Below are 10670 nucleotides of genomic sequence, written 5' to 3'. Positions count from 1 at the left end.
CGCCGATCGTCCACGCTGTTCCAGACAGCAATCGACGTGACCCCGGCAGCGATCGTGGTGGCGCATGCGACAATCCTGGCCGCCTGGGCCGGCCCGATGAGCGCCGCCGACACTGCAGCGGCCATGGCCGACAGGAAGGCGCCGCGTCATGTCTCGGCCTAGCATCACCCGCACCGCGCGCATGGCAGCGGAAGGGCCGGCACCAGACGCCAGTCCCGTGGCCGCCCGCCAGCAACTGGTGTCCCCGGCGCCGCGCGACCCGCGGCTCGACATGTTCCGCGGCATCGCCCTGGTGATGATCTTCATCAACCACGTGCCGGGCACTCTCTACGAGAGCTTCACCAACCGGAATTTCGGCTTTTCCGATGCCGCTGAAGCCTTTGTCTTTATGTCGGGCATGGCGGCCGGGCTCGCCTATTCCAATGGCTTCCGTCAGGGCAGTCTGTGGCGCGCCATTGCCAGGGTCTGGGCCCGGGCGCGGCAGCTCTACTTCGTGCACATCACCATCACCATGCTGTGCCTGGGCATGTTTGCCGCCGCAGCCCTGTGGTTCGACCTGCCCGAGGTGATGCTCAAGAACAATGTGTCGCCCATTTACGGGCAGCCGCTGAGCACGCTGATCGGCATTCCGCTGCTGACCCATCAACTGGGCTACCTCAATATTCTGCCGCTCTACGCCATGCTCCTGCTGGCGACGCCGCTGCTGCTGATGGTTGGGGTGCGCCGCCCCCGGCTGCTGTTGGGCCTGTCGATTGCCGTCTGGGTGGCGGCGGGACAATTCCGTCTCAATTTTCCCAGTTTCCCCGCTTCCGGCGGCTGGTTTTTCAACCCGCTATCCTGGCAGCTCCTCTACATTATCGGGTTGCTCTCGGGCGTCGCCATGAAGTCTGGCAAGGCCTTCATTCCTTACGCCCCCGGCCTGTTCGGGCTGGCTGTTGGCTTTGTGGTGCTGGTGCTGTTCTGGATCAAGATCCCGGCTCTGGGCAGTGTGGGGCGCGACGGCCTGGCCTGGTTTGCCGATCACGGCGCGCCGTTTTACCTCACCTGGTTCGACAAGACCTTCCTGGCGCTGCCGCGTCTGCTGCATGCGCTGGCGCTGTTCTACGTCCTTGGCCACCTGCCGGTCATGGGCGCCATTGCGGCCATGCCGGTCGCGGCGCCGTTTCGGCAATTGGGGCGACAGAGCCTTGCAGTGTTTGCTGCGGGCACGGTGATCAGCATGTTCCTGCAGGTGATAAAGACCACGCGCCAGCCCGAACCCCTGTTCGACGGCATAGTCCTGGGCGGCGGATTGCTGGTGCTGCTGGCGCTGGCCTGGATATTGAACGCCACGGCGCAGCTCAAGGCTGCCAGGCCTGCGGACCTGCCGGTTGGCCAATAGGCGATCGCCACCATTGCCCGCGCCGATTGTCACCCACTTCAGCAGGCCACCACATTGACCGCCAATCCGGCCAGGCTGGTTTCCTTGTAGCGGTCGCTCATGTCGAGGCCGGTCTGGCGCATGGTCTCGATGCAGGCGTCGAGGGGAACGCGGTGGGTGCCATCGCCCTTGAGCGCCAGCGAGGCAGCGGTGACAGCCTTGACGGCGCCAAAGGCATTGCGCTCGATGCAGGGGATCTGCACCAGGCCGGCCACCGGGTCGCAGGTCATGCCCAGATGGTGTTCCAGGGCGATTTCGGCGGCGTTTTCGACCTGTTCGGGTGTGCCGCCCATAATGGCGCAGAGCCCGGCGGCGGCCATGGCCGAGGCCGAGCCGACTTCGCCCTGACAGCCCACTTCGGCGCCCGATATCGACGCATTATGCTTGATGATGCCGCCAATGGCGGCGGCGGTCAGCAGATAGTCGCGGATCGTCTGCGGCGTGGCGGCCGCATTGAACTTGATGAAGTAGCGCATCACGGCCGGGATGACGCCGGCCGCGCCATTGGTGGGGGCGGTGACCACCCGGCCGCCGCCGGCATTTTCCTCATTGACCGCCATGGCGTAGAGGCTGAGCCAGTCATTGGCCATTAGCGGGGTGATTTCATTGCGCTGCCATTGCGGCTCAAGCTGCTCGAAAATCGCCTTGGCGCGGCGCTTGACGCTCAGCCCGCCCGGCAGGATGCCGGACTGGGCAATGCCGCGGTCAATGCAGGCGTTCATCACGCCCCAGACCTCGTCAATGCCGCGATCCAGCGCCACCTGGCTGGTGGTGGCCAGTTCATTGGCGCGCTTCATGGCGGCAATCGACAGGCCCGAGGCGGCCGCCATGGCCAGCATGTCCCTGGCGTGGGCAAAGGGGAATGGCACATCGGCCTGGGCCGGGGAGGCGTGCTTGAGCGCTTCGAGTTCCTCGGCGCTGACGACAAAGCCGCCGCCAATGGAAAAATAGGCACGGCGCAGCAGCAATTGTCCGTCGGTGTCAAAGGCGGCAAATTGCAGGCCATTGGGGTGACCGGGCAGGGCGGTGCGCTTGTCGAACAGCAGATCGAGCGCCGGACGGAAGCGGTAGGGTCCGTGGCCGGGCGGGTGCACCATGCCGCTGGCCTCCACATCCGCCACCAGCGCGTCCATGGCGTCGGGATCGACTGTCTTGGGGTCCTGGCCGCACAGGCCCAGCGTGACGGCGCGGCCACTGCCATGGCCGATGCCGGTAAAGGCCAGCGAGCCATGCAGGCTGGCCGTCAGTGCGGCGGGGCGGGCATTGGCGGCGCGCGGCCAGTCACCAGTGGCCAGTTCATCGAGAAAGCGCCGGGCAGCCGTCATCGGACCCATGGTGTGGGAACTGGAGGGGCCGATGCCGATTTTGAACACGTCGAAGATGGACAGGAACATAGCCGCCATAGTGGCAGAGCCGCGTGGCGACGCAAGGGGCGCCGCACCGTTCTGCTTTGTGCAACAGTGTGTGGCCGCATTGGCGATTGTGCCGGACGGCGCCAGCAACGATATGAAGGGCAAGGTTTATCACGGGAGATTTGGTCATGGCCGACTATCACTATCGCGAAGCCAAGGGCGCGGATCCGAGCGCGCCGCTGTTTTTCGTGTTCCACGGCACGGGTGGCGACGAAGACCAGTTCTTTGACCTGGCCGGCCAGTTGCTGGTGGGCGCGCGCATTATCGCCGTGCGCGGCGATGTCAGCGAAGGCGGTGCGCTACGCTATTTCCGGCGGACCGGCGAGGGCGTCTATGACATGGCGGACCTGGCGCAGCGGACCGAGCAGATGCAGGGTTTTATCCAGGCCCGCAGGGCCGAAAGTGCGCCCTCGGCGGTGGTTGGGCTGGGCTATTCCAACGGCGCCAATATTCTGGCGTCGGTGCAGTTTGCCGCACCGGCACTGTTCGACGCCAGCGTGCTGATGCATCCGCTGATCCCGTTCACCCCGCCAGCGGCCGATTTTGCCGGGCGCCGGGTGTTGATCACTGCCGGACGGCACGACCCGATCTGTCCGGCGCCGCTCACCCAGGGACTGGCTGATTATTTCAGTGCGCACGGGGCGCAGACAGCACAGTTCTGGCATCAGGGCGGGCACGAATTGCGGCAGGAAGAGTTGCGCGCAACCCAGGATTTCCTGGCCGCCCTGGGCTGATATCTAGACCAGGCCGTGATCCCTCATCGCCTGGTCTTCGTCCGGGGTGACATAGGCAAAGACCTTGGCGCTGCCATCGGCAATGGTGACGAAATAGAAATTGGTAAAGGTCACCTGGCCTGCCTTGCCCTCTTTGTTCACATAGTCGAACTGCCAGTCGACATCGGCCACGGCATGGAGGCGATCGAGTTCGATCACCTGGATGCCCTTGATGGTCATGTGCTTGCCGCCCACAGCGCGGTAATGGGCAAAGCCCTTGGGTATCATGGCGCGGAATCCGCCGTCATTGGCGCCGCCCATGACCCCGCGGGGGCTGGATTCGACGAAGTAGGAGGCGAAGGCGTTGACGACGCCATCCACGTCTTCCTTGGGGGGATCTTGCAGCGCGTCGTCGCTACGCTTGCCATAGGCGTCGAACAGGGCGCGGACCTTGGTTTCGAGCGGGCTCATGGATATCCTCCTTGTTTGCAGGCATAAATGCCGCCTGTGCCGGCTTTCAGCCCGGACACAAGACCAAGCCTATCCCTAGTCCAATTATCGGCAAAGTGATGGCGGGCGACCGTTGACCTTCACGCCCGGCCCTGCCAGCGTCGCTTGGTTGAGGGCGGCTGCGCACAAGGGATGGGGATGCAGTTCAGGGTCACCTATGCGCGCTATTGGAAGGACCGGCGGCGGCTCGAATTTACCGCGTCCGGCGAGCGCAATGGCTGCGTCTTTACCGTGGTGACCGAGGTCACCTGCCTCAAGGAGCCGGTGACCCCCGAGCATGTGCATCTGGTCGCGCTGGCGCGGCTGACCGAGATCTTTCGGCTGCGGAGTGCCTCGGGGCGGTAGGTCGATCAGGCCTTGATATCGGACCAGTTGGCATGCCGGCGGAACTGGTTGACCACATAGGAGCAGACCGGGGTGATCTTGAACCGGTTCTTGCGGGCATCATCCACCGCGTATTCGACCAGGGTTGCGGCCACGCCGCGGCCCTCGAATTCGCGCGGTACGCCGGTATGATCAATGATGATGTTGCCATTGTCGGTCTTGCGATAGGTCATCTCCGCCTCGGCGGTGGGCGAGAGCTTGATGACATAACGGCCGGAAGTGGCGCCATCTTCGCGTTCGACGGTCATTTCATTGTCGTTCATGGCGGCGGCTCCTGATTGGTACGCAGATATGAGGCTGTCGGCGGCGCGGTGCAAGTCGCTTCGGCGGGCGGCGGCGCTATTACCCCGCGATGGCGGTGCAGCAGGGGCCGCCCGGGCGTTGCGGCCCGGGCTTAATCCTGTAAGGTTGCACCATGAACTCTTTGTTACATCACATCATTGCCTCCGGGCCTCGCCCGGTGGCGCCGTTCTCCCATGCTGTGGAAGCTGATGGCTGGGTGTTTGTCACCGGCCAGATGCCGACCGATCCGGCCGCGCCCGATGCCGAGCTGCCCATTGGCATTGTCGCCCAGACCACCAGGGTAATGGACAATCTCAAACTGGTGCTGGACGGGATTGGCCTGGGGCTGGAGCACGTCACCATGGCGCGCATCTATCTGACCCAGTTCGACCGCGATTATGATGGTCTCAATGCGCTGTGGCCGAGCTTTTTCGAGCCCGGCAAATTGCCAGCGCGGACGACCATCGGGGTCACGGCGCTGGCGGTGGGTGCATTGGTCGAGATCGACCTCGTCGCCAAAAGGCCTTAGGCCGACCAGGCCTTCACATTCTGCTGCTGCTCGCCGAGACCGGCAATGCCCAGGCGCATCACATTGCCCGGCTTGAGCCAGACCGGGTTCGGCTTGATGCCCATGCCGACGCCCGGCGGGGTACCGGTGGTGATGATGTCACCGGGCTGCAGGCTCATGAACTGGCTGACATAGCTGACCAGATGGGCCACCCCGAACACCATGGTCTTGGTTGAGCCGTCCTGGTAGCGGTGGCCGTCAACATCAAGCCACATGCCCAGATCCTGCGGATCGGCGACCTCGTCGCGCGTCACCAGCCAGGGGCCGATGGGCCCGAAGGTGTCAGCCGACTTGCCCTTGACCCACTGGCCGCCGCGCTCGGTCTGGAAGTGGCGCTCGGAGAGATCGTTGACCACGCAATAGCCGGCGACATGGTCGAGGGCGTTGGCCTCCTCGACATAGCGTGCTTCGGTGCCGATGATGACGCCGAGTTCGACTTCCCAGTCGGGCTTGATCGAATTCTTGGGGATGATCACATCGTCATTGGGGCCGATGATGGCGCTGGTGGCCTTCATGAACAGGATCGGTTCCTTGGGAATATCGGCGCCGGTTTCGGCAGCGTGGTCGGCATAGTTGAGGCCAATGCAGATGAACTTGCCGACATTGGCGACGCAGGGGCCGATGCGCTGATCGGCGTCCAGCTTGGGCAGGCTGTTGAGATCGGTGGCGCGGATGCGGGCCAGGCCCTGGTCGGACAGCGCCGTGCCGCCAATGTCGTCGACAATGCCCGTCAGATCACGGATCGAGCCGTCCTCGGCCAGGATGGCGGGCTTTTCTGCGCCCTTGGCGCCAATGCGAAGCAGTTTCATGGATTGGGTCCTTATGCTGTTGGCGAGGCCATAGCCTCTAACATGTTAGGGTGTCGAGGCCGGTTTGGGGCCAATCGGTTCGGTTTGGGCAATCAGCCGTCGGGGCGGATGACGCCCTTTTTGAGAATGATGTTGCCATAAAGGCGCCGCTCGCCGCTCTGGACGATGGCGTAGCCCTGTTTGACGCGCGCATAGAAGTCGAAACGCTCGATCGAGCTGATCGTCCTGCCGGGCTCATGCTGCTGCACAATGGCCTCGAAGGCGTCGACCACGGCCTCGCGCTTGGCGGGGTCACCCACGGTCTGCATGACGATGGCGGCCTCATCGACAAAGTCGTCGAGCGGCAGCAGCGTCAGCACCGCATCGAGAATATCGGTGGCGCTGATGCCGTCAAGGCGCACCAGAACGGGCCCGGCGGCGTCAGCGGGATAGTTGGCGTCGACGATGGCGATTTCATCGCCATGCCCCATGGCGCGCAGGATGGCCAGCAGGTCGGGGCCCAGCAGGGGCGGAATATTCTTGAGCATCGGGGGCCTCCTCAGCCGAATGGAAAACTGTCGCTGTCGCTGCCCAGGCTGGGGCCATCGGCGAACAGTGCGGGGTGTTCGCGGGCAAAGGCGAACAGCTCCACCATCACCGCGTCGATATGGGCGCGAATGGCGGCGATGGCCTGCTCCTTGTCCCCGGCCAGAATGCCATCGAGGATGGCCTGGTGCTCGGCAATGGTGATGTTGAGACGGCGGGGCGTGACGATCAGCCAGCGGGCCCGATCGAGATTGGCGCGGGCCGAATCGATGATGTTCTTGATCTTGGTGAATTCCATGGCGCGGTAGATGATGTCGTGGAATTCGATGTCGATGGTGTGAAAGGCCTCGGCGTCGTCGCTGTCGGCGGCGAGGCGCTGGGCCGCCATATTGGCGTGCAGCGCCTCGATCAAGCCGGGGTCATGGCGACCGATGAAGACGCGCAGCGCCTCGCTTTCGAGCCCCTTGCGGATCAGCATGTATTCGCGGACATCGGCGATGCGCACCAGCGACACGGTCGAGCCGCGCTGCGGCGCAATGTCGACCAGGCCCTCGGTCTGCAGGCGCGCCAGCGCCTCGCTCACCGGAAAGCGGGAGACGCCCAATTGCTCGCAGACCAGGGTCTTGTCGATGAGGCTGCCGGGGGGCAGGGCCAGCGACACGATGGCCTGGCGCAAGGCCGTGGTGACCTCGGTGGTCACATTGCCCCTGGTCAGTGCGGTGGGTGCGGTCAGAAAAGAATAGGGACTTGCTGGCGTTTTCATGCTAACATGTTAGTTAGAGAAGAGGTGCTTTACAACGCCCATCGCTGCGGATTGCCGGCGCAATCTGGCGGTTTATGGCGGCGAGGTAAAGCGTAGTTGAGACCCGACACCTGAAAGCACATCCATGTCCGAGACGATGACCCGTTCCCAGCCCCGTACGCTGGTGCTGCATGCTGCCGACAATATTGCGGTGGCCCTGGCCAATCTCGAGGTGGGCAGCGCCACCCCGCAGGGCCCGGTCATCGTGCGGCGCGTGCCCAAGGGGCACAAATTCGCCCTGAGGCCCATCGGCCAGGGCGAGGCGATCCTCAAATTCGGGCAGATTATCGGCTTTGCCAAGGAAGCCATCGTGCCCGGCGACTGGGTGCATGAGCACAATTGCGGCATGGGTGGCGCCGATGGCAGCCTGACCCACGACTATGCCTTTGGCGAAGGCGTGGTGCCGCCCGAAATGCTGGCAGTCGCCGACCGCGCCACCTTTGAGGGTTATCGCCGCGCCAATGGCAGCGTGGGCACGCGCAATTATGTCGGTATTCTGACCTCGGTGAACTGCTCGGCCACGGTGGCCAAATTCATTGCCGAAGGCATCAACCGCTCGGGTGTTCTGGACGACTATCCCGAAATCGACGGCGTGGTGCCGTTTGTGCACGGCACGGGCTGCGGCATGGAAAGCCGGGGCGAAGGCTTTGACATTCTCAAGCGCACGCAGTGGGGCTACACCTCCAATCCCAATCTGGGCGCGGCCATGCTGGTGGGGCTGGGCTGCGAGGTGTTTCAGATCGGCCGCATGAAGGAAATCTACGGCATTGTCGAAAGCGACACCTTCCAGACCATGACCATTCAGGAGAGTGGCGGCACCCGCAAGATCATCGAATGGGGCATTGAGCGGATCAAGGAAATGCTGCCGGTGGCCGCCCGCGCCCGGCGCCAAACCGTCGATGCATCCGAACTCACCCTGGCGCTGCAATGCGGTGGCTCGGACGGCTATTCGGGCATCACCGCCAATCCGGCGCTGGGCTTTGCCGCCGATATCCTGGTGCGCAATGGCGGCACCGCCATTCTGAGCGAAACCCCGGAAATCTACGGCGCCGAGCATCTTCTCACCCGCCGCGCCGTGTCGCGTGAGGTGGGCGAAAAGCTGATCGAGCGCATTCACTGGTGGGAAGACTACACCGCCCGCAACCATGGCGAGATGAACAATAATCCCTCGCCGGGCAACAAGCTGGGCGGGCTGACGACGATTCTGGAAAAGTCGCTGGGCGCCACCGCCAAGGGCGGCTCCACGCCGCTGACGGCGGTGTATGAATATGCCGAAAAGGTCACCGAGAAGGGCTTTGTGTTCATGGACACGCCCGGCTTTGATCCGGTCTCGGCGACCGGACAGGTGGCCGGCGGCGCCAATGTGCTGGCCTTCACCACCGGGCGCGGCTCGGCCTATGGCTGCAAGCCGGTGCCCTCGATCAAGCTGGCGACCAATTCGGACATGTATGCACGCATGACCGAGGACATGGACATCAATTGCGGCGATATCGTCGAGGGCGTGTCGATTGAGGACAAGGGCCGCGAAATCTTCGAGGTCATCCTCAAGACCGCCTCGGGTGCGCCCACCAAGTCGGAATCGCTGGGCTATGGCGACAATGAATTCGTGCCCTGGCAGGTCGGGGCGACGATGTAACTGCCGGCCGCCATCCCTGTCCGCTGAGGCCGCGCCCGCGCCCCCTGCAGGCTCGGCATCAGGTCTGCGGGGGAAGCAGCCGATAGACCGACCCCCGCCGCCCGGTCTTGTCCCGGGCGTCGCCGACATCGCCCACCGCGTAGGATGCCACCAGCTCGAGCTGGTCGCGCGGCAGGTCGCGGCGATCGGGGTCGCCGATCAGCACCGCAATGCCTGCGGCCTGGCAGCGGCGCAGATAGGGCAGCATCACTGCGCCAACCTGAGAATTGTAAAACACGTCTCCGGCGGCGATCAGCGCTACCCCCGCAGGTGGCGGGTCGGCCAGATCAATGTCGACCAGCTCGATGACAATGCCATTGGCCGCCGCATTCAGGCCAATGGCGACCCTGCCATAGGCATCGATTTCGGCGGCGAATACCCTTGCCCCCGCGCGGGCTGCGGCAATCCCCACCAGGCCCGAGCCCGCACCCAGATCGAGCACGCTCTTGCCCGCAACCAGTTCTGGCTGGCTGCTAAAATGCTGCGCCAGCGCCAGGCCACCGGCCCAGGCATAGGCCCAGTAGGGCGCTGGCGGATCGGGGTCGTCACCCTCTGCCAGGCGCGACAGGCGGCTGCCCGCATGGGCGGTGTAGAGCTGGATCTCGGGCAGCGATGGCACCGGCTCCAGGCGCAGACTGTGCTCGATGAAGTCGGCGATCGGGCCGGGCATGGGGGTCAGACTGGTTCGGGCTCGGCATCGGCCCGAGCAAAGAAGATCGAGACCATCAGACCGGCGCCCGGGGTCGATTCGACGGTCACCTTGGCCTTGGCATTCTGGTCGAGCGAATGGACAATAAGCGCGCTGAGCTTGCCGGGGCGGGGCCAGACGGCGTCGTCCTGCAGGCCCACGCCGTCGTCCGAGACGGTGACGCGGCATCCGGTGTCGTCCACCAGCGAATGCAGGCTTATGGTGCCGCCCTCGCGGCCGACAAAGGCATATTTCAGCGCGTTGATCATCAACTCGTTGACCACGAGGCCGGTGGGCATGGCGACGTTGACCGAGACCGGCCAGGCATCGACGCGCAGATTGAGGCGAATGCCCTCCACGGCATGGGCGGCCATGACCGCCGAGGCCACCTGGCTGAGATAGACCCCGAGATCGACACTTTCGGACTGTCCATCCTCCGAGAGCGCCTGATAGAGCAGCGCCAGCGAACTGATCCGGCCGGCCAGTCGCTGAAAAGCCTGGCTGCTGGTGTCGTCGGGCATGTTGCGCGCTTCGAGCCGGATCAGCGCGGTAATCATCTGCAGATTGTTCTTCACCCGGTGCTGTAGTTCGCGCAACAGCGTGTCTTTTTCCTGTATCTGGGACTTGAGGTCGCCCTCGGGCGAGGGGGTCGCGGACTGGACCAGCGCCAGCAGCCGGAAGGAGGCTTCGCCAGCCTCGTTCAGGATAATGGTGGACCAGGCGTCGACCGTGGTCTCGCCCTCTTCAGGCTGGATCAGAAACGTGCCGATATAGTCGTCCCGCAGGGCGACGGCCTGGCTCAGGGGCTCGCCATTGTCGCGCGCCACGGCGCTGGGGGGGAGCACCGTCCAGGGCTTGCCCTGCAACTGATCGGCGGTCGTG

13 protein-coding genes are annotated in these 10670 nt (G+C 64.3%); 5 read left to right on the top strand and 8 right to left on the bottom strand.

Annotated features, from left to right (window positions below; genetic code table 11):
* Positions 1-148 precede the first annotated feature (148 nt).
* Positions 149-1381 (top strand): OpgC family protein, encoded by a 1233-nt coding sequence (locus tag Q8O80_RS14605; RefSeq protein WP_305580496.1) that lies wholly within the window; start codon positions 149-151, stop codon positions 1379-1381.
* 38 nt (positions 1382-1419) lie between these two features.
* Here Q8O80_RS14605 and Q8O80_RS14600 read toward each other — a convergent pair whose 3' ends face one another.
* Complete coding sequence (locus Q8O80_RS14600; protein WP_305580500.1) at positions 1420-2814, bottom strand: L-serine ammonia-lyase; 1395 nt, start codon at positions 2812-2814, stop codon at positions 1420-1422.
* Positions 2815-2960: 146 nt separating this feature from the next.
* On the opposite strand from Q8O80_RS14600, the gene Q8O80_RS14595 reads away from it, so the two are divergent.
* Positions 2961-3566 (top strand): alpha/beta hydrolase, encoded by a 606-nt coding sequence (locus tag Q8O80_RS14595; RefSeq protein WP_305580494.1) that lies wholly within the window; start codon positions 2961-2963, stop codon positions 3564-3566.
* 3 nt (positions 3567-3569) lie between these two features.
* Here Q8O80_RS14595 and Q8O80_RS14590 read toward each other — a convergent pair whose 3' ends face one another.
* Positions 3570-4016 carry a hypothetical protein gene (locus Q8O80_RS14590; RefSeq protein ID WP_305580492.1) on the bottom strand — a complete coding sequence of 149 codons (447 nt, stop codon included), beginning with the start codon at positions 4014-4016 and terminating at the stop codon, positions 3570-3572.
* 177 nt (positions 4017-4193) lie between these two features.
* Here Q8O80_RS14590 and Q8O80_RS14585 point away from each other — a divergent pair, with 177 nt between their 5' ends.
* Positions 4194-4400, top strand: coding sequence for a hypothetical protein (locus Q8O80_RS14585; protein WP_305580490.1), 207 nt, complete (start codon positions 4194-4196; stop codon positions 4398-4400).
* A gap of 5 nt (positions 4401-4405) precedes the next feature.
* Here the strand turns inward: Q8O80_RS14585 and Q8O80_RS14580 are convergent, their stop codons facing one another.
* The gene (locus Q8O80_RS14580) at positions 4406-4702 is read right to left on the bottom strand and encodes a GNAT family N-acetyltransferase (RefSeq protein WP_305580488.1); all 297 of its coding nucleotides are present in this window, start codon (positions 4700-4702) and stop codon (positions 4406-4408) included.
* Between the two features lie 161 nt (positions 4703-4863).
* On the opposite strand from Q8O80_RS14580, the gene Q8O80_RS14575 reads away from it, so the two are divergent.
* Positions 4864-5250, top strand: a complete 387-nt coding sequence (locus Q8O80_RS14575) for a RidA family protein (RefSeq protein WP_305580498.1) — start codon at positions 4864-4866, stop codon at positions 5248-5250.
* Here the strand turns inward: Q8O80_RS14575 and Q8O80_RS14570 are convergent.
* From Q8O80_RS14570 to Q8O80_RS14560, 3 genes are all read right to left on the bottom strand, one after another.
* Positions 5247-6098: a fumarylacetoacetate hydrolase family protein gene (locus Q8O80_RS14570; protein ID WP_305580486.1), complete on the bottom strand. Its 852-nt coding sequence runs from the start codon at positions 6096-6098 to the stop codon at positions 5247-5249. The two genes, Q8O80_RS14575 and Q8O80_RS14570, sit on opposite strands and share 4 nt — an antisense overlap.
* A gap of 92 nt (positions 6099-6190) precedes the next feature.
* The gene (locus tag Q8O80_RS14565) at positions 6191-6625 is read right to left on the bottom strand and encodes an RbsD/FucU family protein (RefSeq protein ID WP_305580484.1); all 435 of its coding nucleotides are present in this window, start codon (positions 6623-6625) and stop codon (positions 6191-6193) included.
* An 11-nt stretch (positions 6626-6636) separates the two neighbouring features.
* On the bottom strand, positions 6637-7386 hold the full coding sequence (locus Q8O80_RS14560) for a GntR family transcriptional regulator (protein WP_305580482.1): 750 nt from the start codon (positions 7384-7386) through the stop codon (positions 6637-6639).
* 124 nt (positions 7387-7510) lie between these two features.
* On the opposite strand from Q8O80_RS14560, the gene Q8O80_RS14555 reads away from it, so the two are divergent.
* Complete coding sequence (locus tag Q8O80_RS14555) at positions 7511-9061, top strand: UxaA family hydrolase (RefSeq protein WP_305580480.1); 1551 nt, start codon at positions 7511-7513, stop codon at positions 9059-9061.
* A gap of 58 nt (positions 9062-9119) precedes the next feature.
* On the opposite strand, the gene Q8O80_RS14550 is transcribed toward Q8O80_RS14555, so the two are convergent.
* Both Q8O80_RS14550 and Q8O80_RS14545 read right to left on the bottom strand, forming a co-directional pair.
* Positions 9120-9770 carry a methyltransferase gene (locus tag Q8O80_RS14550; protein WP_305580478.1) on the bottom strand — a complete coding sequence of 217 codons (651 nt, stop codon included), beginning with the start codon at positions 9768-9770 and terminating at the stop codon, positions 9120-9122.
* 5 nt (positions 9771-9775) lie between these two features.
* Positions 9776-10670: sensor histidine kinase (locus Q8O80_RS14545; RefSeq protein ID WP_305580476.1), on the bottom strand; the 895-nt coding region annotated here is incomplete at its 5' end.

Source organism: Devosia sp. (assembly GCF_030689745.1).
In the GTDB taxonomy this organism is placed as follows: domain Bacteria; phylum Pseudomonadota; class Alphaproteobacteria; order Rhizobiales; family Devosiaceae; genus Devosia; species Devosia alba.
Note: the sequence above shows the minus strand (reverse complement) of the source record. Positions and strands in the feature narration are given on the sequence as shown.

Coding starts and splice junctions, on each gene's coding strand:
- Q8O80_RS14605 (WP_305580496.1), top strand. CDS start 149: ATGTCTCGGCCTAGCATCACCCGCACCGCGCGCATGGCAGCGGAAGGG.
- Q8O80_RS14600 (WP_305580500.1), bottom strand. CDS start 2,814: ATGTTCCTGTCCATCTTCGACGTGTTCAAAATCGGCATCGGCCCCTCC.
- Q8O80_RS14595 (WP_305580494.1), top strand. CDS start 2,961: ATGGCCGACTATCACTATCGCGAAGCCAAGGGCGCGGATCCGAGCGCG.
- Q8O80_RS14590 (WP_305580492.1), bottom strand. CDS start 4,016: ATGAGCCCGCTCGAAACCAAGGTCCGCGCCCTGTTCGACGCCTATGGC.
- Q8O80_RS14585 (WP_305580490.1), top strand. CDS start 4,194: ATGCAGTTCAGGGTCACCTATGCGCGCTATTGGAAGGACCGGCGGCGG.
- Q8O80_RS14580 (WP_305580488.1), bottom strand. CDS start 4,702: ATGAACGACAATGAAATGACCGTCGAACGCGAAGATGGCGCCACTTCC.
- Q8O80_RS14570 (WP_305580486.1), bottom strand. CDS start 6,098: ATGAAACTGCTTCGCATTGGCGCCAAGGGCGCAGAAAAGCCCGCCATC.
- Q8O80_RS14565 (WP_305580484.1), bottom strand. CDS start 6,625: ATGCTCAAGAATATTCCGCCCCTGCTGGGCCCCGACCTGCTGGCCATC.
- Q8O80_RS14560 (WP_305580482.1), bottom strand. CDS start 7,386: ATGAAAACGCCAGCAAGTCCCTATTCTTTTCTGACCGCACCCACCGCA.
- Q8O80_RS14555 (WP_305580480.1), top strand. CDS start 7,511: ATGTCCGAGACGATGACCCGTTCCCAGCCCCGTACGCTGGTGCTGCAT.
- Q8O80_RS14550 (WP_305580478.1), bottom strand. CDS start 9,770: ATGCCCGGCCCGATCGCCGACTTCATCGAGCACAGTCTGCGCCTGGAG.